The sequence below is a fragment of the Fimbriimonas ginsengisoli Gsoil 348 genome (genome assembly GCF_000724625.1).
In the GTDB taxonomy this organism is placed as follows: Bacteria; Armatimonadota; Fimbriimonadia; order Fimbriimonadales; family Fimbriimonadaceae; genus Fimbriimonas; species Fimbriimonas ginsengisoli.
Window position 1 is genome coordinate 5,061,032 of sequence record NZ_CP007139.1, and the last position, 21,827, is coordinate 5,082,858.

A 21,827-nucleotide genomic window follows, 5' to 3' on the forward strand; every position below is an offset into this window, starting at 1 on the left:
GGTTGAGGACTTACCGAACTTGGCAAGCGCATACACTCCCGGTCTTACCGTAAGCGGCGACATCGTCGTCCGCCGCAATCGTCGACTGCCCATCAAGGGCGAAGTTCTGGTCCAGCCGGGCGCCCTCGTAGAGCCTACGACGGTGGTTGCCCGAGCCATGCTTCCGGGCGCGCTTCAAACCATCAAACTCGCCGAAAAGCTGGGAGTGGAGGCGAAAGACGTGGCGAGCATGCTGAAGATCGAAGTCGGCCAGCCGGTCACGACGGGTCAAGTCGTGGCGGAGGGAAAGAAGCTCTTCGGATTCTTTAAGGCTCCGTCGGTGTCGTCCGAGTTTTCCGGCACGATCGAATCGGTTTCCGACGTCACGGGGAACGCGCTCGTTCGCGAACCGTCGATTCCGGTCGACGTCAAGGCATACATCCAAGGTCGAATCGCGGAGGTCATGCCGGAGGAAGGGGCTGTCGTCGAAACCCGCTGCGCGATGGTGCAAGGAATCTTTGGCGTTGGGGGTGAGCGCACGGGAACGATCCGAGTCGCGGTGCCCAGCCCCGATAAGGTGCTGGAAGCGAGCGACATTCAGAGCGGCGATGCGGGCAAGTTCCTTGTGGGAGGAGCCGGCGTAACGCTGGATGCGATTCAAAAAGCTTCCCAAGCCGGCGTTACCGGCCTGATCGTGGGCGGCATCAAGGATAGCGACCTCACAAAGTTTCTGGGGTTCGATATCGGGGTCGCCATTACCGGTTCGGAACCGATAGATCTCACGATCGTGGTCACGGAAGGGTTCGGTTTCTTATCGATGGCCGAACGGACATTCAAACTGCTGTCTTCGCTGGAAGGAAAGGTCGGCTCGATTAACGGCGCGACCCAGATTCGAGCCGGCGTTATCCGCCCCGAGCTTATCGTTCCGATCGCCGAAGACGCCGCAACGTCGAAGATTGCCAGCCAAGTTTTTGAACTGAAAGAAGGGACGCCGATCCGGGTGATCCGCGAACCCTACTTTGGAAGGTTGGGCGCGGTCACCGATCTCCCTTCCGCGCTCGTTACCCTCGAGTCCGGGACCGAGGTCCGGGTTCTCCGGGCGCGGCTGGAAAACGGCGAAGAGGTCACGGTCCCCCGAGCAAACGTCGAAATTATTGCCTCGGACTAATAGATCCAGAAAAGCGTTGGATCTATTGGACGGTTTTATGACGATTCTCTCAGCTCACGGTCGGGGCCGGCGGGGGGGCTACGCGTTGGCAACGCTGATGCTTGCCACGATTGGATGCGGACGCTTTTCGCGAGGTAACCGCACCTCGACGCTTCCGGCGCCGGCAAAGACAATCGCGAGCGGGGTTCGGTTTCAAGAGATTCGGGTCTCGAAGTTCAAGGAGCGCCCGCGCCTCTGGGTTTATGCCCCTGACGATAAGAAAAAGAACCATCCGTGCATCGTCATTGCCGCGGCCGGCTCACCGATGACGAGTGGAATGCCGCTCGGAGAAGGGGACCGCGCGGAACATCTCCCTTACGTGGCAAAAGGGTACGTGGTCGTGGCGTACGAAGTGTCTGGCCCACTCGTGAAGGGAGCCGACCCGATTCCGGCGATGACGCTTTTTGCCAAACGAGACCTGGGAATCGCCAACGGAAAGGCGGCAATCGACTATGCCCTGCATTCCCTGCCGGTCGACCCGATGCGGCTTTACGCCGTGGGGCACAGCTCGGCGGCGACGCTTGCCTTGCAGCTTTCCGCCGCCGACTCGCGCATTCGCGGCTGCGTAGCCTACGCGCCGGTTACCGACGTACCGGACTTTATTGGCCCCGATCGGATGGCGCTGATCGGGAACCGGATTCCTCAGCTCGCAACCGCTATCCGCAAGCTTTCACCTAAGGCAAATATCGGCGCGCTCCGGTGTCCCGTGATGCTTTTCACTGCCGCCGACGATCAAACGGTTCCTACCGAGTCCGTTCAGAGTTACGCCGAGGCGCTGAAGCAGAAGAACAGCGACGTGGACCTGGTCCGGGTTTCCAGCGGCGATCACTATGACAGCATGATTCAAGAAGGAATTCCGGCGGGAATCCAATGGCTCGGCCGCGCTCGCCGTCCGAAGAAATAGCATTCCAGCTTGAGCCGGCAGCACGTAACGCGGAGGCGGCTCTCGGAAGTAAACTTCGGAACGTCCATGGCTGAGTACAAGCTTCTTTTGGAACACGCGCACGAGCCGAGCTTTCGGACGCTCGAAGGATATCGCGCGACCGGCGGCTACAAAGCGCTCGAGAAGGCGCTCGGCATGGAGCGGCAGACCATCGTCGACTCGATTAAGACGGCGGGCTTGCGCGGGCGCGGCGGCGCCGGCGCGCCGGCAGCCCTTAAGTGGGGCGGAATGCCGAAAGAAAAGAAGCGGCCGCACTATCTGATCTGCAACGCCGACGAAGGCGAGCCGGGGACTTTCAAAGACAAACAACTTCTCGAACAGTGCCCGTTCGAGTTGGTGGAAGGGATGACCATCGCCGCCTGGGCAGTACAGGGCGACGCCGGTTACGTTTACATTCGCGGCGAGTACATGGACGGCGCGAAGGCGCTTCGCGAGGCGATCGACGAAGCGTACCGGGCGGGTTTGCTCGGCAAGAACATCCTAGGCAGCGGAATGGATTTCGACCTGTATATCCATTGCGGCGCGGGATCGTATGAATGCGGCGAAGAAACCGCCCTCATGAGCTCGCTTATGGGCGAGCGCGGCATGCCGCGGCTGAAGTTTCCGCACGCTCCCTTCCCCGTTATCAGCGGAGTTTGGGATAAGCCAACGCTGATCCATAACGTCGAGAGCTATTGCACGGTGCCTTACATCGTCGACCGCGGCGCGGAGTGGTGGTCGTCGTTGGGCGCTTCGACCAAGAACTCGCGGGGAACCAAAATCTTTTCCGTCTCCGGGCATGTGAATAAGCCCGGCAACTATGAAATCGAGTTCGGCACGCCTCTTCGCGAGCTTCTCGAACTTGCGGGCGGCGTCAAGGGCGGCGCGCTGAAGGCATGTATTCCGGGCGGAAGCTCGGTCCCGATCATCACCGCCGAGTCGGTCGAGAAGGCGATCCTCGGCTACGAGGAGATGAGCGAGGTCAAATCGATGGTGGGGTCCGGAGGGTGCATGTTCCTCAACGAGCACACCGACATCGTTAAGTTCGCCTGGCGTACGGCCGTGTTCTACATGAACGAGAGCTGCGGGAAATGCACTCCGTGCCGCGAGGGGACTCGGTGGATGGTTCAGATTCTGGAACGGATTATCGGCGGCGGCGGGCGGCCCGGCGACGTCGAGCTGCTTCGTCAAGTCGCCTCGCAAATCGACGGACGGTCGTTCTGCCCGCTGGGCGACGCCGCGGCGTGGCCGATCATGGGCATGATTCGCATCTTCCCCGAGGAGTTCGACTACTACATCGAGCAAGGCAGAAGCATGTTGGACCGGGTTCCGGCCAGCGTCGCCTAGCCAGTAAGCTTTACGGAATGAGTCTCTCTTTGCGCGTTGCGACCAATCGCGACGTCGACGACGTGGTGCGCGTGATCCGCGCCGTTTACGACGAGTACAGCTTCGCTTGGGAAGAGGATGGGTACCACGCCGACCTTTACGACCTAGAAAAGGCGTATGCCGCGATTGGAGACACGTTTTACGTGGCCACCTGGCAGGGGGAAACGGTCGGCACGGCGGCGCTGGAGCGGTTCGACGCGGTGCCCGGCGAGATCGGCGCCATCGTCGAGCACAATGGATTCCTCCGCGTCGGCGGCGCGGATTGTTCGATCGAGAGGCTCTACGTCCATCCGAATGGACGGAAAAGAGGAGTGGGACAGGCGTTGATGAACCGCGTGATCGAAGATGCGCGGAACGAGGGGCGGTCCCGAATGGAGATTTGGAGCGATAAGCGGTTCACGGACGCCCATCGGCTTTACGAGCGACTCGGAGCCAGGGTCGTCGGAGAGCGGATCTGCGACGATCCAGACGTGAGCCCCGAATGGGGCCTGCTGCTCGACCTGTAGCCAAGAAAAAAGCCCACCCCGCTATATTTTTGGGGTGGGCGATCTGCCACGAATCTATTGCGGGCAGGCTACTTACTTAAACCGGCCTGTCCCTTAGCTTGCCGCGCATATGCGCGTGCCTTCTCCAGCAGTTATAAGTTGTTTTTGGGGCGCTTCTAGAGCCCACCGGGACCACGGCCCGGTCCACCGGGACGTCCGCCTGGGCCTCCAGGGCCGCCGCGGCCACCGCCCATCTTGGCGCGCATTTCTTTGCGGAGGTCGTCGTACTTCTTCTTCTGATCCGGCTTGAGAACGCTTTCGACCGACTTTCGATAGTCCTGACTGATCGGACGGAACTGGCTGAAGAGGGCCCGAGGATCGCCGCCCTTGGGCGCGGTGGTCATCAGCTTCTTCATCTTCGCGTCTCGAGCCGCTTGGAATCCTTTGATCTTCTTCTTCTGATCGGCGGTGAGGTTCAGCTTAGCGAACATGTCCGCTTCCATCTTGGCCATCCGCGCGCGGCGCTCGCCAAATCCGCCGGGACCACCAGGTCCTCCGGGGCCTCCAAATCCGCCAGGACGACCAGGACCGCCTGGGCGGCCTTGGCCGGGGGCGCCGCCCTTGGGGCCGGGCCCCTGAGCGAACGATGCCGAAACGAGACCGAACGCGGCCGCGGCGATAGTAAGGGTGAGAAGCAGCTTCTTCATAACGGGTTGTGCACAATCCTCCGCAAGGATATGTCCGGCATAACGACCGGCAAGAACGATTGTTCAGTTATCTAATGACATTTTTTCAGCACGCGACTTTTGCACCAGCTCTTGGATGTTTTCGTCGTCGGCCTCGGCAAATTCAGCCGGAGTTCCGACAAAGACGAGCCGGCCGCCGTGTAGGAACGCGACCCGATCCGCGGTGCGAAAGACGGAGCTGACGTCGTGGCTAACGATGAGGCTCGTCATTCCGAATTCCTTTCGAAGCTGCAGCATTAGCGCGTCGATGGTGTAAGTCGTGATCGGGTCGAGGCCGGTCGTCGGCTCATCGTAGAGCATTACTTTCGGGCTGAGGGCGAGGGCGCGGGCAATACCTACTCGCTTCCGCATGCCGCCGCTGAGCTCTGCCGGCATCTTATGCTCGTTTCCTTCAAGCCCGACCCGGGCAAGGGCCTCCGCGGCGACTTTCATCTGCTCGGTTTTCGAGAGCTTCAACTGCCGTTTGATCCCGAACAACACGTTCGCCTCCACGGTCATGAAGTCAAACAGCGCCGCGGATTGAAAGACCATTCCCATCCGGCGGCGCGCCTCCTCCGGCTCCGCGTTGACGTCGATTCCGTCAACAATCACCTGCCCCTTCGTCGGGATGATGAGGCCGCTGATACAGCGCAGTAGCGTGGTCTTGCCACCGCCGCTGCTTCCCATGATCGCCACCATCTCGCCAGGCGCGATCTTCAAACTAATGTCTTCGAGCACCGCTCGCGCATCGAACCGCTTGGTAACGTTCTCAATGGAGACGATCGCCTCGCTCACTTGCCTGCCCCTCTTGGTCCGACAACGCTTAATCTGTCGATGTCCGGAGAGGGTCGGTTCAGACCGACCTCATTTCCCCGGGTAGGAAACCCGGGGCTAATTTCTGACACGCTTGCAGGGTGGTTGTCCGTCGAAGATGAGCCGTGTCCGTCTACCACCATTCTTTGGATGACCTTGAGGAGTTGGGTTGTCCTTTCGGGACTGTCCGCAGGTACGAGCCAACCTGCGGCTACACGGCTTCGCCGTAAAACGCTGCATTCGTTCCCGACCTCGGAGAGGTCACCGAAATTAGCCCGGGGTTTCCTACCCCGGGACAGAAGGGCCGCCCTTGGACCGACCCTGAAAGGGTCGCAGAGCCTCTCTAGCTGGCTGGTAGCCGTAACCTTCGGCAAGCACCGGCGGTCCGAAGGAAGGTGATTGGAACGGGCGGGACGTCCGCGCTCCAACACGGTCTCGATCCACATCTCTAGCCCGTCCCTCGGCGGATTTGGGTGGGGCTGACGGAGAAGCGCTGGGTGAAGGCGCGGCTGAAATGCGAGAGGCCGGTGAAGCCGACCGCCTTGGCAACAGCCGAAACCGCCATTTCCTCTTCCACCAAGAGGAGACGCGCCTTTTCCAAGCGCATCGCTACCAGATATTTGTGGAACGGCTGGCCGGTCGTCTCTTTGAACAAGAACCGGAAGTGAGAGGTGCTGAGCCCGAGCTGCCCGGCAACTGCCGAGTCGGTCAGGTTCTTGGCATAGTGGCGGTCGACGATGGCGAGGGCACGGTCGACAAGATAGGAGGAGGGACTGGCCGAGTCGCGGAAGAGCATGCTCGCGACTTCCTCGATCATTCGCCGCGCGGCGGCGGCCACGTCCGCCGGCTTCGTTAGGCGGTCGAGCTCGCGGGCGGCTTCCAACTGAACACGGTGCATGGCGCGGCTTCCCCCCATCTCCAGGGCGCCTGCGGTAACCATGGCGAGAAACGTGAGCGACTGACCGCGCGCCTCATCGAGATCGGTGGCGCTACTTACCGCGCTCTCCAACTGATCGAGCGCCTTAAGGAACCGAACTCGGTCTCCGACCCGAACGATCGAGGCGATTTCGGCCAGCGATACCCCGCCGTGGCTGGAATGAAAGGGGCATCCGGAGCTTGGCTCAGCCTCGAAGAGAACATCGAAGACGACGAACGACGCGGGGCTGCCAAGGTCCTTGAGGCGGAGACTCGCCGCCGAAATATCCCGAGGCAAATCGATCGCCAAAACGTCGACGCGGGCGACGTCGCCTTCAACGCGCGTGGATCCCAGGGTGTGGACGCTGGTGCCGTCGCCGTTCACCCGGTCCAGGGGGCGTAGGTCGCGGGCATCGCTGTAGTGCCGCCCGTTCAGAAGGTCTTGCCGGTGGAGCGCGTCGCCCCGCTCATCGACCAATTGGAGACTGGCGCCGAGGGTGCCGCTCGGCTCGTTGGCGGGGTCCGCGTGGAGCGCGAACGCTCCCACGAGATGGACACGAACGAGACCGCTAAGGCCGCCCAGAGGGACGTCGAGGGTGAATGGGAGCGACCGGGCGGGGTGTCCACGGTTTGGACCGCCATTGCTTTGCCATGCGATCCCACCGGTGCAAGGAAGGTCGCCCCCGCTTCCTGAGAAGGAGGGGCCATGCAATGGCCGGGCAAAGTTCCCGACCACCATATGGGTACGTGACGTTCGTGCCACGGCCTACTCGAGCCGGGTTGTGGTGTGCGGTAGGTGGCCGAAGACCGACTCTCGCAATCCCTTAACCCGAGGTGAGATCAGCTCGGCCGCTCGCTCGAAATAGATCGGGATGAACGGCGCGTCTTGTAGCACCATGTCCTCCGCCTGCGCGTACAGCGCCAGGCGTTGCGACTCTTCTCCGACGAACGAGTCGCCTTGCCGGCAGAGCGCGTCGAAGGCGGGATTCTTGTAGTTGATCTTATTCTCGTTTCCGTAGCTGGCAAGCAGGGTGCTGAGGAAGTTCTCCGGATCCAGATAGTCGGCAGCCCAGCGCATGTGGAAGAAGTCGAGCTTATGCTTGTTGTGGACGTCGAGATAGGTGTTCCACGGCAGCATCGACGTCGTGGCCTCCACACCAAGGTTTTGGCGAAGCATGGTGACCACGCGTTCGGCGACCAGTTTCACGTCGGGTTGTCCGTCGCGGTGGGTTAGGACGAGCGGGGGCATCCCTTTTCCGCCGGCGTAGCCGGCTTCGGCAAGGAGCTGTTTGGCCTTCGCGACATCGAACGGGATGTAATTCGCCTTTTCCCGATACCCGAGGACGCTGGGGGGAAGAATAGACCGCGCCACCTTGTTGACGCCTCCGAGGGTCGTCTTCACGATATCGTCGGCGTCGATCGCCATTGCGAACGCCCGGCGTACGCGGACATCGGTGAACGGCTTGTAGGTCTGGCAGTTAAGCCCAACATAGTAGAGCGACGGCCGGTCGAAGAACTTGACGTCGTCTTTCAACTTGGGATCGTTATTGATGCCGACCAGGTCTTGGCGCTCGATCCTCGTGAGGTCCACTTCCCCGCTTCGGAACATGTTGAGGCGAGTGACGGCGTCTTTGACGATCGGCCGATCGATCCCTTCCAGCTTCGGCGAGTGCTCGGTGTCCCAGTACTTCTTATTCGCCACGAGGGTGATCTTGACGGTCGGCACAAATTCTTTGGCGATGAAGGGGCCGGTACCGACCATCTGGTCGACTTGCTGAATCTCCCCTCCGTCCTTCAGCGATTCCTTGCACACGACCCAAGCGGCGGGATAGGTGAGGTCGTCGATGAAGTAGGGACGCGGCTTGTCGATGACGATCTGAAGCGTGGACGGGTCGACGACCTTTACACCGGCGACTTCGCTGGCCTTTCCGTTTAGCTTGTCTTGGATGCCGACGATGGCGGCGAGGTAGGTGGAAGTTGTGGGGGACGCCAGCTTGGGATCGGCAGCTCGCTCGAAGGAGTATTTGAAGTCGTCGGCGGTGACCGCCCGCCCGTTCGAGAAGGTGATCCCCTTTCGAAGGTGGAAGGTGTAAGTCATACCGTCTTTCGAAACGTCCCACTTCTCGGCCAGGTTCGGCGTGACCTTGCTATCCTCTCCCCACTTCACCAGCCCTTCGTACACCTGCTGGATGACGTCGATCGAGTCGCCGTCCTGCACCATCGCCGGATCGAGCTTCGTGAACTCTGGGATGGGGTAGCGAAGGATGTTGGCCTTCCCTTCCGACGACTTCTCGGAGAATTTCCCCCCGGTACAACCGGCGAGCCCAAGAACCACTGCGAGAAACAGGACTGGCGTCCACTTCATATCGATGGGATTGTACACGGAAGCCTTGACCACGGGCGCGAAACGGTCTTCAAGCCTGCTCTCCTAGCCGTACCTGAGCGTGTCTTGACACCGGTGAAGGGAGGGTCACGCAAAGGCGCGAAGACGCAAAGGGGGAGGAGAGGGCCGAAGTTAGGGGGTGGGTTTGTGTCTTGCTTCTCTTACGACCGCTTCGTTCGCGGGGAGGGGGGCCTCGGCAATGGCTTGCCAAAAGGGGAGGAGATCGGCGAGGGCTTCGTCGGCGAATTTCATATTCGCGGGGGGCGCGTCGAGAGTTGGGAGGCGGGCGAGACCGTAAAGCGCTTCGGCTCGGGTTCGGAACCGGTCGACGTAGGGACCGGCGACGGCGTCGGCGACGTAACCGCCGGCTCGGGGTGAAACGAACGGATTCGCTTCGGCCAGCGGCTCACCGGTGACCACGCATCGATCGAACTGCGGCATGAAGCCGGAGATCTCCAGCAGTTTCGCCTCGGCCCAGAGGAGGGCAATTAAGGGTTTCGCGTGCCGCTCAAGGTGGCGAAGCGATTCGTTGAGAAGCTCGTACGCTTCGGGGAACGGCTGCTCGACAGGAAGCACGGCGGCGTAAAGTTCTACAAGCGCAAGGCCAAAGCTTAGGCGTTCAAAGTCGGTGCGGAGCCCCCGGAACGAGGCGATGGGTTGGGCCTGGGTGACAAACCGGTTGACTTTTCCTTCGGCGATACCGAGCGTCGCGGAACTCAACGGATCGGAGATTCCCGCAAGGCGGGATGCCGCCTTCCGGGCGCCCTTAGCCACCGCATCGATCTTCCCTAACTCCAGCGTTAAAAGAGTTAGGCGGCGGTCCGACTCGCCGCTGTCGCGGCGGCGCAGCACGATCGCTTGGACGGTGGTTTCGGGCATTTTTGACGCCGGAACGGCTTCCGGAATTCTCCACCCCCAACCCCCTCCTCATCGCACATACATCGACGAGGAGGGGGCTCCGGAGATTAGCCGTGGCCGAAGAGGCCGTTTTTCACGAACTCGATCCAGACGAAGAACATCCGGTCGATGAGAAGGGTGAAGCGCATCATGACCGTCGATCCGAAGATCGCGCCGAAACCGATCATGAGGAGCCAGCGGCCCAGGGTGGTCGAGTTCTTCAGCAACCGGTTCTTTACGTCGATGCTGAATAGAAAGTAGCTGAGGACGCTTAGAACGGTCACCACAAAGATGAGGTTCGTCAGTGCCTGAGACCAGGTGAGAGTGCCGGGGGCGGTCTGCGCGGTTTTCAGGAACGTCCCGGTAGGAACGATCGGCTTGATCGAGTTCTGGATCTGCGGTAGATACCGGGTTTGCCACGCGCTGAACTGCTGACCTGAGTAGAGACCCAGAATGACGCCGATCGGGATGCGGCTGATCCAGTTGTGCTTCGGATGAAACACCAGATATCCCATCAATCCGATCGGCAGAAGCAGAACGTAGGGCCAGTAACCCATCGTCGCCGGCTGGCCGGCTTCGGTCGTGGTACCTACCATCTTGAGCCACCAGGGGCTGTACAGCGACTCCGTCCAGAGAATCACCAACGCCCAACCGGAGGCAAGACCGAGGAAGACGTGCTCCCAGAATCGATAGAATTTATTCTCCCGGTAGAGAACGGTGTAGAGGCCAATGGTGGCGAGCACTCCCGCCCCCATTTTAATTAGAGGGTAGTTCACTTAGCGCGCTCCTTCCGACCGAGGACCATTCCGAGGTTGCCGACGAACAAGGCAAAGATCAAAAGGAAGAGGCAGACGTGGAGGGTTGGGTAGTAGGCCGTTCCCTTCAACATCTTGTCCTTCTTCAATTTATCGGTCCCTTCCAGAGGAGGAACTGTTTTGTCCGGAGTTCCCTTCTCCATCAGGGTCTCGAGGTCGTAGACCCCTTTGACTCCGCCGCAGAGCCCTTTAAGCTGGCCGGAGGAGTAGTAGACCGTGTTCTCCGGGACCATGACCCCGGTGACCATAAACATCAGAGGCGTCTTCTTGATTCGCTCCAGCGTCACGTTGTTGGTTCCGCTGGCGGTGACTAAGACGAGGTACTTGAAGTCGGCGAGGGAGGTGATGCCGTCGAAGACCGGCGACGAGGTCACGTCGGTCGCCCTTCCTCCCTCCGGCATATCCTTGCGACCGGCGAAGGCCGCCTTGATGTTGTTGTTGATCGCGAGCGTGGTTCCTTCCGAGTTCGGGAAGTAGCCGGCGATCACATAGTCTTGAAACGGCTTATAAAGCTGTCCGCCGTCGGCGGCGACTTCTTTGGCGATCCGAACGATATTGTCGCGAGCAACCTGCGGCGCTTGCGCGTCGCCAGTGCTGTACACGCAGAACTTGATCTTCTTACGCATGAGGATGCGGAGGAGGGCGTCCATTTCACCGCCGCTCTCGCCGCGGGTGGAGGTCGTCCAGTCGGATCCAACCAGGACCTTGCTCCCTTCGGGAAGCTTCATCAGGTTGGAGTAAAAGTCGATGCTGGCATCGACCGGCTCGTTCGGCACCGCGATGTCGAAGAACAGCGGGACGGTGGCGGCGACGAAGAGAACGCCGAATAAGACTTTCTTCGGCACCGCCTGGAGTCGGTCCGCAAAGCTACGTGGAGAAGATGCGAGTGCCATTAGTCGGTACCTCCGGTTCGCTCAAGGCTTAGCCAGATTCGAAGTCCCATCGCCATTAGTCCGATTCCCACGCCGAAGTCGATCCCCAAGATCGCGGGGGTCTGGATCGTTTTCCGGATCCAGCCGTAAACCTCGGTCAAGCGGAAGTTTTGGATGAAGGCATCCGGGTTTTGGTGTGCCTGATTCTTGATCATGCCGTCCCAGGCGAACTGGATGACTCCCATGAAGCTGAGCAAGACGACCAAGGCGGTGATCAGCAAGATCGTCGCCTCAATCGACCGGGCCCGGAACGCCCGGTATCCGGCGGACATGATGTAGAAGGCGACAATGGAGAACATCGCCGCGTCCATCTGTTGAAGCAGGCCGTCGAAAAGAAGATCGCGAGCGTACTGCTGGAAACCCCAGCCGGGTCCGGGGATGTACGGTATCGCCCCTCCGGCCGGTCCTTGCCGGTTGACCCAGTCCCAGTAGCCGAAGAGGGTCATGGAGACGAGGCTAACTACGAGCACCAGACTGAAGAACCAGTCTTTCTGCTGTTTGAACAGCTTCCTTAGGTGAATTCGAAGCAGCGAATAGATGCCAAGGCCAATGAGGAAGCCGGCGACGATATTGGAGATGTTCGCAACCACCGGTTGGGCGTCTGCGATCCAAAATCCGACTGCCTCCGAGAAATTACGCGGCTTATCGTCGGGTACCGATCGGGCAATCGGCTGCGGATAGAGCCAGTAAAGAACGTAGAAGAGTCCGGAGATGAACGTGACCCCGGCGACGATCGGACGTCGAAGCTGGGTCGGCGCTCGCATCAGGCCAAACGTGAGGGCCACCATGGCAAGGAGGGCCAGGATGATCATCATCCATAGCTGGGAGCTGCCATTCGGAGCGTTCCAAATCGTCTTTGGATCAAGCTGGGCGAAAAACGGCATCATTCTCCTCCCACCGGCGCGCCCGCGACCTTAGCCGGAATTTCGTTCGGGGCGTACTTTTCCCGATCGATCTTGATGTCGGGATCGATCTTTTGCTCGAACATTCTCGAATAGGCGGACTCGGACGCTTTCATCGGTCTGGGCTTGCTCAAATAAACTTCACGGCCGTCGTCGTCGTACTCGGTCGTTGCCGTCTTGCGAATGGCAAACGAGTTAAAAACAACTCCTCCTACGATGAGGGCGCCGACGAGCAACTTGCCCCAGTCTTGCCCGATGAGGCTTCCGACAAGTACCGGCTGCCTGGTCAGGTAGGCGCTGGCGGCGTAAAACTCGTCCCCGATGAGAACGTAGTCACAGGCGGCGATGAAGAAGGGGGTCTGGGTCAACTCGGTGGAGCTGGCGACCTGGATCGCGCCGATGGAGTTGGCGGTCTCGGCGAGAATCAGCGACTCCGCATAGAACTCTCCCATGAAGAAGCAGGCGGCAGCCTGCTCGCGGAGGATGAGCCCCGAAACTCCCGCGGCGAAGGCGAACTGACGGTCGCTGATAAAGCGGACCGAGTCCGGGTCGAACCGGTCTCCCAGCCCTTCTTGCTGATACACGTCGCGGATAACTTCCGTGGCGACGGTGTAAATGCCCGCGTTGTAGCAGCAGACCAAGATCGGGTTGAAGAACTTCGCCGCGACACGGGAGACGTAGGCGAAGATGTTAATCGCCTGCATCGATTTCGCGTTAACCGAAGTGTCCGACAGACCGGGGACCATCAGAACCGGTCTTCCCATTTCCGTGGCACGTCCGACCGCCTCGTCGATCGTGTTGAGTCCGGCGATGCGGCGTATGAAGAGCTCGCGCCCTCCCTTAGCTCGGCGGATGTTGAACAAGATAAAGAACGCCACCAAGAGCGTTATCAAGATCTGTATCCACCCTGTGTCTGTCCACTGTTGTCCAACCATTAGTTGTCCTTGGCGCCCTCGGCATCGTCGCCGGGGCCTCTCGATAACTCCTCTATCTTAACAAGCAGCCGCTCGACATTTTCGCGTTTTGCCATGAGGCGGCTGTAGTCGTTGAAATTGTCAAATCCTACGAACGGAATCGCAAAGGGGGAGGCGATGACCGCCGCCTGGGCGAGGACCGGGGCGAGTGGCTTATTCATCTCCAGCATCAGAATCGCCGGTCCCTGTAGTTTGCGACGGCAGATCTCCGACGCCATCTTCTCGACCAGCGCCTCCGTCTGAGCTTCCGTCAGCTCCTCCGTCCACAGTTGGGAGAACCCCGCCAAAATCTAGAATTGCCCTCTCAATTGCTTCCCTGTTGTTCGTACCGTACCGGAGATACACGCCTCGGAACGCGTCCATCGTTCCCGCTTTCTCCAATGGCGACAGCCTAATTCCACTTCCGTCCCGAATAACCCGCTTAACGTCCGCCCATTCCATCGCCACCAGGCTCAACCCTGTCCGGGCGCTTGCCCCTTTTTTGTCGATCGCGAACGATGTCCCCAACCAGTACTCCGCCGTCGATCCGAGAATAATAGCAAAACCGATCAGCACCATGAGTGGGTTTCTGAACAAGAACCAGCCCATGCTTCCCGCAAGTACCACGCACGCGACCAAGCCCCACAGCTTTTGTGGCGCCTTATCCCAAAGACGGACACGCCAGCGAAACGATTCGGGCGACTTTTCGGTCGTTTCACCTGGTTCCATGTCGTTCGCCCGGCGTTAACTACCGCCAGCCTTCGAAGAGGGCGCTCACCGACTCGTTAAGGTGGATCCTCCGGATGGCGTCGGCGATGAGAGGGGCGCTGGGGAGAACCTTCAACTTCGGAAAATCAGGCCCCTCCTCGTTTGGAATGGTATCGAGGCAAACGATTTCGGAGAGGCAGCTATCCTGCAGGCGTTGTCGCGCGGAGCCGCTGAACACGGCGTGCGAGCAGCAGGCGATCACCTCGCGCGCGCCACGATCCATCAGGGCCTGGGCGCCGGAGATGATCGAGCCGCCGGTGTCGATCATGTCGTCGATCATCACGCACCGCTTCCCTACGAAGTCTCCGACGATCTCCACGACCTCGACCTGGTTCGGGGCCGGCCGCCGCTTGGCGATGACCACGAAGGTGCACTTCAGCATATCGGCGAGCGACTTGGCGCGGCCGACTCCGGCGACGTCCGGACTGACGACCACGACTTCCGGGTCCTCTCTTAGCCCTTGCTGAACGAAGTAGCGGCCGAGCATCGGGCCGCCGTACAGGTTGTCGACTGGGATATTGAAAAAACCTTGGATCTGCTCGGCGTGGAGGTCGACGGTGACGACGCGGTCGGCGCCGCACGTCTCGAGGAATGTCGCCACCAAGCGCGCGGTAATCGGCTCTCGCGGCTTGATCTTCTTGTCCTGACGCGCGTAGCCGTAATACGGCATCACGACGGTCATTCGGCGGGCGGAGGCCCGGCGAAAGGCGTCGAGCATGATGAACAGCTCCATCAAGTTGTCGTTCGTCGGCAGGCAGGTGGGCTGCAGGATGAAGATCTCCGCGCCGCGGGCGCTTTCGTCGATCTTGACCTGGATTTCACCGTCGGAAAACCGCTTATTGGTCATCCGCCCGAGGGGTATTCCGAGGAGCTCGGAAACGCGGGTGGCAAGCGCCGGGTGGGCTCCCCCCGCGAACAGCTTCATATCCTTTAGCTCGTGAGAATCGCTCACTTGCCCTGCTTCAGTTCGCTTTTGAGTTTCCGCCACTGCGCCGCCCTACCTTCCTTGTTTTCCTGACGCGCCCGGCCGAATGCCATGGCGTCCGCAGGAACTTCGTTCGTAATCACGCTTCCGGCGGCAACGAACGCGCCGTTTCCGATCGACACCGGCGCTACCAGAGTTGAATTCGAGCCGACAAACGCGTCCGCTCCGATAATGGTCTGACTCTTAGAAAAGCCGTCGTAATTGCAGGTGATCGTTCCGGCTCCGATATTGCTTCGCGCTCCTACGGTGGCGTCCCCGACGTAGGAAAGGTGGTTTACTTTCGCGCCGGGCGCCAAGGTGGCGTTCTTGATCTCGACGAAGTTGCCGATCTTGGTACCGTCCCCGATGTTCGACTTTGGCCGGAGGTGAGCCCACGGCCCTACCCAAACGCTCGATCCTACGACGGCGGTGTCCAAGTAACTGGCGACGATCGACGATTTGTCGCCGATGCGGCTGTCCTCAATTCTTGTGAACGGGCCGATACGGCAGCCCGCGCCGATGGAGGTGTTACCGACCAAGATCGTCTGCGGCTCAATGACGGTGTCCAACCCGATCGTTACATCGACGCCGATGGAAACGCTGTCGAGGTCGAGGAAAGTGACTCCGTTGATGGCGTGCTGCTTGATGACGCGGAGGCGCATCTCACGATCGAGTTGGGCAAGCTGCCACCGGTCGTTGACCCCGGCCAAGATGTCCGGATTGTCGAAAATCTTCGCGACAACCTTGCCACCTTCGGCGACGACGGTCTCGAGCACGTCGGTGAGGTAGTACTCGCCTTGGGCATTGCTGTTCTTGAGCGTGGGCAGGATACGGAACAGGGTCTTACTATCGAAAATGTAGAGCGCCGCGTTGACCTCTCGAAGGGCGTTTTGCTCGTCGTTCGTGTCCTTCTGCTCCACGATCTTTAGGAATTCACCTTCGTCACCACGGACGATACGTCCGTATCCGTGCGGATTGTCGACCAAGCTCGTGGCAAGGGTGGCGACCGCGCCGGCCGTTTGGTGAGCCTTTATCAGTTCGTCAAATGTATCGGCTTGGAGCATCGGGGTGTCGCCGGAGGCCACGATGACGGGACCTTCATAGCCGGCCAGAGCCTCGCTCGCCATCAATGCCGCGTGGCCGGTGCCAAGTTGCTCTCGCTGCCAAACGTAGTCGTAGCCGTCGCCAAGCTCGGCCTTCATCGCCTCGCCACCGTGGCCGATGACGACGATCGGGCGGGAGACGCCAGAAGCTCGAATGGCGCGGCCGACGTGCTCGACCATTGGAAGTCCGCAGACCCGGTGAAGGCCCTTGGGAAGATCAGATTTCATCCGGGTGCCCTTGCCAGCGGCAAGGATGATTCCGGCGACGGAGGAAGATTGCATGTTGAAAACCGGGGACCCACCATTGTGCCCCTATTCGGCAAAGGAGGGCAAGCGCGGGTTACCGGGACAACGACCGGATCCTTCGACGACGAAGATTAAGCCTGCTTTGCGGCCTGAATAAAATCGCGCAGCTTAGCCGCGTCCTTTACCCCCGGAGCCGATTCGACGCCGCTGGCAACGTCGACCGCGTAGGGCCGAACTCGACGGATTGCTTCGGCCACGTTCTCCGGCGTAAGGCCCCCGGCCAAGATCACCCGGCGCTCGGCGCGCTGGACAATTTCCGCGGCGAGATTCCAATCCACCTGGTGGCCGGTCCCTCCGTATGCTTCTTCTTTGTAGGCGTCGAGCATCAAGGCGGACGCATTGACGGTCTGGTTGATTAGATCGTCGGCTTTCTGCCCGTTCCGAAGCCGAAGCACATGAATCCGCTTTGGGTAGGGCACCGGAAATATTTCCCATTCCACGCCTTGAACTAAATCGAAAACTCCTTGTGGTACAGGGCGGTCTACCCGTCCGAAGACGGCGATTTTCGGCGCAAAGGGGGCGAGGCGCTCGATCCACTTGTATTCGCCTTCGCCTACAAAGCGCGGGCTCTTGGGCTCGTGGATGAATCCGACGGCGTCGGCGCCAAACTCAAGCGCAAGCTCGGCGTCTTGTTGCCGAGTCAGGCCGCAAATCTTGACCTTGGTCACGACTTCTCCCTACGCTTGGCCAACCATCACCTCGCGGACCTTGGCTTCGATATCGGGAGCGGCGCAGAAGGTGGTTCCAATGAGCACGGCACCGGCTCCGGCACTCTTGACCCGGTCGAGGTCGGCGCGCGTCTCGAGGGCGCTTTCGCTGACGGCGAGGGCGTGGGGAGCGATCCTTGGGAGCAGCCGGTCGCTGGTCACTAGAGTGGTGTGAAAGTCGCTGAGGTCGCGATTATTCACTCCGATGAGCGGGGCTCCCAGTTTTAGTGCTCGATCGGCCTCGTCGTCGGTATGCACCTCGACAAGGACGTCCATCTCCAAATCCGTTGCCAAAGCATGCAGATCGCGAAGCTGTCCGTCGGAGAGGGCGGCGACGATGAGGAGGATCGCATCGGCGCCCCAGGCACGGGCTTCGTAAACCTGGTACGGATCATTAAGGAAATCCTTTCGGAGGCAAGGGAGACCACTGGCTTCTTTTGCGAGCCGGAGATACGAAGGGCTGCCTTGGAAATAGTGCTCGTCGGTCAATACGCTTAGGGCAGTCGCGCCGGCTCTCGCGTAAGAACGGGCGATTTCGGTCACATCGAAGTTGGGTCGAATCAGGCCTTTGGAGGGGCTTGCCTTTTTGACCTCCGCGATGAGGGCAAGGTCAGCGGCCGGGTGCTTGAGAGCGTTCAGAAATCCGCGCGTGGGGTGGGCCGCTCGGGCTTGGCGCTCAATCTCGGCGGGAGGAACCGACGACTTCGCGGCGGCCACTTCCTCGGCTTTGCGGGCGAAAATCCGTTCGAGAACGCTCAAAGCCGGCCACCAAATTCAATGATCTCTTGGAGTTTCGCGGTAGCGAGCCCATTTGCGATCGCCAGCTTCGCTCGGCGGGCGGCGGACGGCAGATCGTCTTCCAGGCCGGCCAACCAGATCGTGGCGGCAGCGCTCGGGATAACGGCGCCCGCTCGCGGCGACTCGGCATCCCCCACGGCTTCTCGGAAAATGCCGGCGCAGTCGTCGAGGTCTCTCCCAGGAGCGACCGCGGAGCGGGGCATCGGCTCGAGACCGAACGATTCGGGGGTGAGAGTGCCGGTGGAAACTTTTCCGTCCCACACCTTGACGTACTCGCTCGGCTCGCAGGGTGAGAGTTCGTCGAGTCCGTCGTTGCCGTGGACGATTAGGGCACGTTCGGTGCCGAGCTCTCTCAAGGCCTCGCCCATGCTTCTCATGAGGCCGGCGTCGTACACGCCGATCAACTGTCGTTGCGCCTGAGCCGGGTTGGAAAGCGGTCCGAGCTGGTTGAACACGGTTCGAAATCCAAGCTGTTTACGAGCGGCGGCCACGTGCCGCATCGCCGGGTGGTGGGCCGGCGCGAAGAGGAAGACGAGGCGAACGGTCTCCAGCATGTGGGCCAGCCGCTCTGGGTCCGCGCTAAGCTGGGCGCCGAGGGTCTCGAGGACGTCGGCGCTTCCCATTCCGGAAATGGAACGGTTACCGTGCTTCGCAATTCGAACTCCCGCCGCGCATGCCACGACCGCGGCCGCGGTGGAGATATTGAAGGTCGGCACCCCCCCGCCCGTTCCGCAGGTATCGACGAGGTCACGATGAGAATGGGTGACCGAAGCGGCCTTCTCCCGCATCACGCGCACAAACGAGGCTATTTCTCGGGTGGTACACCCCTTCATTCGAAGCCCGAACAGCACGGCGCCGATCTGCGCCTCGGTAGCTTCGCCGCTTATCAGGTACCGCATCAGCTCCTCGGCCATTTCGGGATCGAGGTCCTTCCGCTCAATCAGCGGTTGAACGAGGTCGGGGAAGGACATGGGATAAGGGTACCGCCGGGAGAGGGGGTGGTTCACTGGGTGCTAGGCGTTGGGCGTTGGGCGTTGGGCGTTGAGGCGTTATGCGTGAAGCGCAGAGCGTGAAGGAAAGAGTAATGCATCAAGCTTTCAACGCCTCAACGCCTTCCCCTGATCCCTTCTGCTCGATAACAACTGTACCGATGCCCCACTTGCTTCCCGAGTAAAATGAAGCATGCCCAGATTGGTGTGGTTGAACGGTCAGGTGATGCCTCTCGAGAATGCGACGACCAGCGTCGCGGATCACGCGCACCTTTACGGTGACGGACTATTCGAAGGGATCCGCATCTATGACCGCAAGGTCTTCAAGCTGGACGAGCACCTTCGGCGGCTTTACCATGGCATTTCCTATCTTGGATACGAGATGCACATCGGTTTCGACGAGCTGCGCGCGACGGTGCTGGACGTCTGCCGGCAAGCGGATATCGAGGCGGGCTACATTCGGCTCAACGTTACGCGCGGAACCGGCCTCGGCCTCGACCCGAAGAATATCAACCGAACGCCAAATGTGATGGTTATGGTCTCCACGCTGTCGCTCTATCCGGAGGACGCGTACGAGATCGGCCTGCATGTGGTGACTTGCTCGCTCAAGGTCATTCCCGCCGATGTTTTGGACCCGCGCGTGAAGTGCATCGGACGATACGCGAGCAACATCCTCGCCAAGCAGGAAGCGAACCGAGCGGGCGCGGGCGAGGGGCTCATGTTGAACCAGCAGGGGCATATCGCCGAGTGCACCGGAGATAATGTGTTCCTCGTCAACGGACGTCACATCCGCACGCCGCATCCGGCTTCCGGCATCCTTCAGGGGATCACCCGCGACACCGTCATCATGCTGGCGCGAGAGGCGGGCTACACGGTGGAGGAGACTTTCCTTACCCCGTACGACGTCTTCTCAGCGGACGAGGCGTTCCTTACCGGCACGGCGGCCGAAGTGATCGCGATGGTCAGTCTCGACAGCAAGAAGATCGGTTGCGGTACGCCCGGAGAAGTCACGCTCGACCTTATGGGACGCTTCCGAGCTCATACGGCGACCGGCGTACCGTTCTAAATGAATCTGTGCGAGCGATGTTCCCAGCCCGCCACCCTTTGGGTGGCGGTGGGTGGCGTCGAGCGCTGGGCATGTAACGCATGCGCCGATAGCTTAACCGCCATTCGCGGCCTTGGAGCGCTGGCGGAGGGAATGCGGCGCCCTGCGCGACGAGACGGCAAGTGTCCCAATTGCGGAGTTACGGAAGAGGACGCGCGGAAGAACGGCCTTGTGGGCTGCCCACTTTGCTACGCCGCCTTCCGCGATTCCTTTTGGAGCGATATCGCCATTCCGAGGGGACGATGGACCCGTTCGGAGCTCTGGTAGCTCGTTATGCTATTGGGGGACCACCCTCACCGCCGGCTTCGCCGCCCGGTACGACCGTCGGAGCAGCCAAAGGACAGGCGCCCAAAGGGGGCTGAAAACCACGGCCCAGATTCCGATCGCGGCGGCCGAGCGCATGAGGCCACCAAGGCGGGAAGTGGATTCTCCCCACGTTTGGGCCAGCCAATTCGGGTCGGCGGGGGCCTGTGCGGGAACCGCGGACTGTTGGAGGGTCAGCGTCACCGTTGAAAGTGAGGCGAGGCCGGAAAGGGCTTTTCGCTGCGCTGCCATGCTTTCGATTTGGCTTCGCACCTCGGTCAGCTTATCTTGCAGCTCGATTACATTCTGCAATTGATGTGTCTGCCGCAGGAGACCTCGGTACGTCTCCTCCGTGGCGGTCATCGTCTTAAGCCGCGCTTCCAGGTCGACGATTTGGGAGGTGACGTCCTCCGAACCGATCGTTTTCGAGAGGCGCACTCCCAGGGTCTCAAATCGGTCGAGGGCTTGGTCGAACGCGCCAACCGGTACGCGTAGGGTTAGCGAGATTGAAGGATGTTCCGATGCCAGGTCGGAGCTGGTTGCGGAATCGACGTAGCCGCCCATTCCGGCTACCAACTTGTCGACCGTCTTCTCCGCCTTTTCGACGCTGTCCACCCGAACGGAGAGCTCAGCCTTTCGGATAATGGACCGCTGTTGGGTGACTAAGCTTGCCAACTGCGGCTTGGGAGCGGATGGCGCTCCTCCCCCATGGATTGGACGTCCTATGTTCGACGCGACTGTGCCGGTCGCTTGTCCCAGCAGACTATTCGCTGGTTCTGCCTTCGCCATCTCGTCTCGCATCGCGGGCGCGCTCACGGAACCGGTGGCGTCAGATTGTCCCGAACTACAACCTACGAGGGCGAAGAGCAACATCGCTCCGGCCCCAATCTTCTGTGAAATCGACATAACGAATACCTCCTGTAAGGCATTCGTAGGTGTCCTGCCGAGCGCTAAGGGTTCAACCTAACCCAACACGCTCTAGATAGGATGAGAAAGGCTTTTTTTACTCGGGCGGGCCGCCCGTGCTACATCGGTATTACAACCTACCCGCCGCTTCGGGCGGGGAGGCTGTTTACATCGCTGGGGCCGGGCTGGGCGATAGGAGCGTTCGACTGTCCGAAACCGGGGCGGGGATCCGCGTGGTACTCGCCGGCTTGCTGGCCGATGCCCTTTCCGGGTTGGTCCATACCGACGTTGATCGGCTCCTTCGAATTCGGATCGGCTCCGGCGCCGTAGGGCGTTTCCGCCTTCAGCCCGCCCGAACCGTTGGCGATCCCGCCGTTTCCGCCGGGATCGCCTTCCCACTTACCGGGGGTGCCGGCGGGGAGCGAGGACGTGTACTTCACCGGAGTCGTCGCCGAATTGAACGACTCGACACCCTTAAATCGGACCGTGCAGCCGGTCGCGGCAACGCCTACGACGGCGAGAACGACGAGATGGGGCAAACGAGTACGCATCGGCTTATAAGAC

At 60.7% G+C, this 21,827-nt stretch carries 23 protein-coding genes; 6 read left to right on the forward strand and 17 right to left on the reverse strand.

The window, feature by feature from the left end:
* Window positions 1–19: 19 nt before the first annotated feature.
* The 4 genes from OP10G_RS22870 (at window position 20) to OP10G_RS25440 (ending at window position 4,000) form a co-directional block, all read left to right on the forward strand.
* Complete coding sequence (locus OP10G_RS22870; RefSeq protein ID WP_025228104.1) at window positions 20–1,147, forward strand: hypothetical protein; 1,128 nt, start codon at window positions 20–22, stop codon at window positions 1,145–1,147.
* 97 nt (window positions 1,148–1,244) lie between these two features.
* Entirely contained in the window at window positions 1,245–2,090 is an 846-nt protein-coding gene (locus tag OP10G_RS22875; RefSeq protein WP_227625016.1) for an alpha/beta hydrolase family protein, read from the forward strand.
* Window positions 2,091–2,156: 66 nt separating this feature from the next.
* Complete coding sequence (nuoF, locus tag OP10G_RS22880; protein WP_025228102.1) at window positions 2,157–3,455, forward strand: NADH-quinone oxidoreductase subunit NuoF; 1,299 nt, start codon at window positions 2,157–2,159, stop codon at window positions 3,453–3,455.
* Window positions 3,456–3,472: 17 nt separating this feature from the next.
* Entirely contained in the window at window positions 3,473–4,000 is a 528-nt protein-coding gene (locus OP10G_RS25440; RefSeq protein ID WP_025228101.1) for a GNAT family N-acetyltransferase, read from the forward strand.
* Window positions 4,001–4,155: 155 nt separating this feature from the next.
* Here the strand turns inward: OP10G_RS25440 and OP10G_RS27130 are convergent, their stop codons facing one another.
* The 15 genes from OP10G_RS27130 to trpD all read right to left on the reverse strand — a co-directional run bounded on the left by OP10G_RS27130 (window position 4,156) and on the right by trpD (window position 18,931).
* Window positions 4,156–4,686, reverse strand: a complete 531-nt coding sequence (locus OP10G_RS27130; RefSeq protein ID WP_025228100.1) for a hypothetical protein — start codon at window positions 4,684–4,686, stop codon at window positions 4,156–4,158.
* Window positions 4,687–4,749: 63 nt separating this feature from the next.
* Complete coding sequence (locus OP10G_RS22895) at window positions 4,750–5,499, reverse strand: ABC transporter ATP-binding protein (RefSeq protein WP_052547935.1); 750 nt, start codon at window positions 5,497–5,499, stop codon at window positions 4,750–4,752.
* Between the two features lie 466 nt (window positions 5,500–5,965).
* Window positions 5,966–7,195 (reverse strand): helix-turn-helix domain-containing protein, encoded by a 1,230-nt coding sequence (locus OP10G_RS25445; protein ID WP_144241328.1) that lies wholly within the window; start codon window positions 7,193–7,195, stop codon window positions 5,966–5,968.
* Between the two features lie 3 nt (window positions 7,196–7,198).
* Entirely contained in the window at window positions 7,199–8,797 is a 1,599-nt protein-coding gene (locus OP10G_RS22905; protein ID WP_144241329.1) for a peptide ABC transporter substrate-binding protein, read from the reverse strand.
* 150 nt (window positions 8,798–8,947) lie between these two features.
* The gene (gene recO / locus OP10G_RS25450; protein WP_025228096.1) at window positions 8,948–9,694 is read right to left on the reverse strand and encodes a DNA repair protein RecO; all 747 of its coding nucleotides are present in this window, start codon (window positions 9,692–9,694) and stop codon (window positions 8,948–8,950) included.
* 86 nt (window positions 9,695–9,780) lie between these two features.
* Window positions 9,781–10,455, reverse strand: coding sequence for a hypothetical protein (locus OP10G_RS22915; protein ID WP_144241330.1), 675 nt, complete (start codon window positions 10,453–10,455; stop codon window positions 9,781–9,783).
* A 29-nt stretch (window positions 10,456–10,484) separates the two neighbouring features.
* The gene (locus OP10G_RS22920; RefSeq protein WP_227625017.1) at window positions 10,485–11,372 is read right to left on the reverse strand and encodes a hypothetical protein; all 888 of its coding nucleotides are present in this window, start codon (window positions 11,370–11,372) and stop codon (window positions 10,485–10,487) included.
* A 47-nt stretch (window positions 11,373–11,419) separates the two neighbouring features.
* Complete coding sequence (locus OP10G_RS22925) at window positions 11,420–12,343, reverse strand: hypothetical protein (protein ID WP_025228093.1); 924 nt, start codon at window positions 12,341–12,343, stop codon at window positions 11,420–11,422.
* Window positions 12,343–13,254, reverse strand: a complete 912-nt coding sequence (locus tag OP10G_RS22930) for a DUF6754 domain-containing protein (RefSeq protein WP_144241332.1) — start codon at window positions 13,252–13,254, stop codon at window positions 12,343–12,345. The genes OP10G_RS22925 and OP10G_RS22930 overlap by 1 nt, the downstream gene beginning before the upstream one ends.
* A 41-nt stretch (window positions 13,255–13,295) precedes the next feature.
* Window positions 13,296–13,622 carry a hypothetical protein gene (locus tag OP10G_RS22935; RefSeq protein ID WP_025228091.1) on the reverse strand — a complete coding sequence of 109 codons (327 nt, stop codon included), beginning with the start codon at window positions 13,620–13,622 and terminating at the stop codon, window positions 13,296–13,298.
* Window positions 13,623–14,062: 440 nt separating this feature from the next.
* A complete protein-coding gene (locus tag OP10G_RS22940; RefSeq protein WP_038476590.1) occupies window positions 14,063–15,007 on the reverse strand; it encodes a ribose-phosphate diphosphokinase in 945 nt (314 codons plus the stop codon).
* A 23-nt stretch (window positions 15,008–15,030) separates the two neighbouring features.
* Window positions 15,031–16,431, reverse strand: a complete 1,401-nt coding sequence (gene glmU, locus OP10G_RS22945; protein ID WP_025228089.1) for a bifunctional UDP-N-acetylglucosamine diphosphorylase/glucosamine-1-phosphate N-acetyltransferase GlmU — start codon at window positions 16,429–16,431, stop codon at window positions 15,031–15,033.
* 95 nt (window positions 16,432–16,526) lie between these two features.
* Complete coding sequence (locus tag OP10G_RS22950) at window positions 16,527–17,123, reverse strand: phosphoribosylanthranilate isomerase (protein ID WP_025228088.1); 597 nt, start codon at window positions 17,121–17,123, stop codon at window positions 16,527–16,529.
* A 9-nt stretch (window positions 17,124–17,132) separates the two neighbouring features.
* Window positions 17,133–17,921, reverse strand: coding sequence for an indole-3-glycerol phosphate synthase TrpC (trpC, locus tag OP10G_RS22955; protein WP_025228087.1), 789 nt, complete (start codon window positions 17,919–17,921; stop codon window positions 17,133–17,135).
* Entirely contained in the window at window positions 17,918–18,931 is a 1,014-nt protein-coding gene (gene trpD / locus OP10G_RS22960; protein WP_025228086.1) for an anthranilate phosphoribosyltransferase, read from the reverse strand. The genes trpC and trpD overlap by 4 nt, the downstream gene beginning before the upstream one ends.
* Before the next feature lie 211 nt (window positions 18,932–19,142).
* Between trpD and ilvE the strand changes: the two genes are divergently transcribed.
* Together ilvE and OP10G_RS22970 are read left to right on the forward strand one after the other, a co-directional pair.
* Window positions 19,143–20,015 carry a branched-chain-amino-acid transaminase gene (ilvE, locus tag OP10G_RS22965; protein WP_025228085.1) on the forward strand — a complete coding sequence of 291 codons (873 nt, stop codon included), beginning with the start codon at window positions 19,143–19,145 and terminating at the stop codon, window positions 20,013–20,015.
* Window positions 20,016–20,321, forward strand: a complete 306-nt coding sequence (locus OP10G_RS22970) for a hypothetical protein (RefSeq protein WP_025228084.1) — start codon at window positions 20,016–20,018, stop codon at window positions 20,319–20,321. It begins immediately after the preceding gene.
* Window positions 20,322–20,330: 9 nt separating this feature from the next.
* Here the strand turns inward: OP10G_RS22970 and OP10G_RS22975 are convergent, their stop codons facing one another.
* Both OP10G_RS22975 and OP10G_RS22980 read right to left on the reverse strand, forming a co-directional pair.
* Window positions 20,331–21,263 carry a DUF4349 domain-containing protein gene (locus OP10G_RS22975; RefSeq protein WP_084179690.1) on the reverse strand — a complete coding sequence of 311 codons (933 nt, stop codon included), beginning with the start codon at window positions 21,261–21,263 and terminating at the stop codon, window positions 20,331–20,333.
* A 137-nt stretch (window positions 21,264–21,400) separates the two neighbouring features.
* The gene (locus OP10G_RS22980) at window positions 21,401–21,814 is read right to left on the reverse strand and encodes a hypothetical protein (protein ID WP_144241333.1); all 414 of its coding nucleotides are present in this window, start codon (window positions 21,812–21,814) and stop codon (window positions 21,401–21,403) included.
* Window positions 21,815–21,827: the final 13 nt, after the last annotated feature.

Coding starts and splice junctions, on each gene's coding strand:
- OP10G_RS22875 (WP_227625016.1), top strand. CDS start 1,245: ATGCTTGCCACGATTGGATGCGGACGCTTTTCGCGAGGTAACCGCACC.
- nuoF (WP_025228102.1), top strand. CDS start 2,157: ATGGCTGAGTACAAGCTTCTTTTGGAACACGCGCACGAGCCGAGCTTT.
- OP10G_RS25440 (WP_025228101.1), top strand. CDS start 3,473: ATGAGTCTCTCTTTGCGCGTTGCGACCAATCGCGACGTCGACGACGTG.
- OP10G_RS27130 (WP_025228100.1), bottom strand. CDS start 4,686: ATGAAGAAGCTGCTTCTCACCCTTACTATCGCCGCGGCCGCGTTCGGT.
- OP10G_RS22905 (WP_144241329.1), bottom strand. CDS start 8,797: ATGAAGTGGACGCCAGTCCTGTTTCTCGCAGTGGTTCTTGGGCTCGCC.
- recO (WP_025228096.1), bottom strand. CDS start 9,694: ATGCCCGAAACCACCGTCCAAGCGATCGTGCTGCGCCGCCGCGACAGC.
- OP10G_RS22925 (WP_025228093.1), bottom strand. CDS start 12,343: ATGCCGTTTTTCGCCCAGCTTGATCCAAAGACGATTTGGAACGCTCCG.
- OP10G_RS22940 (WP_038476590.1), bottom strand. CDS start 15,007: ATGAAGCTGTTCGCGGGGGGAGCCCACCCGGCGCTTGCCACCCGCGTT.
- glmU (WP_025228089.1), bottom strand. CDS start 16,431: ATGCAATCTTCCTCCGTCGCCGGAATCATCCTTGCCGCTGGCAAGGGC.
- trpD (WP_025228086.1), bottom strand. CDS start 18,931: ATGTCCTTCCCCGACCTCGTTCAACCGCTGATTGAGCGGAAGGACCTC.
- ilvE (WP_025228085.1), top strand. CDS start 19,143: ATGCCCAGATTGGTGTGGTTGAACGGTCAGGTGATGCCTCTCGAGAAT.
- OP10G_RS22970 (WP_025228084.1), top strand. CDS start 20,016: ATGAATCTGTGCGAGCGATGTTCCCAGCCCGCCACCCTTTGGGTGGCG.
- OP10G_RS22975 (WP_084179690.1), bottom strand. CDS start 21,263: ATGTCGATTTCACAGAAGATTGGGGCCGGAGCGATGTTGCTCTTCGCC.
- OP10G_RS22980 (WP_144241333.1), bottom strand. CDS start 21,814: ATGCGTACTCGTTTGCCCCATCTCGTCGTTCTCGCCGTCGTAGGCGTT.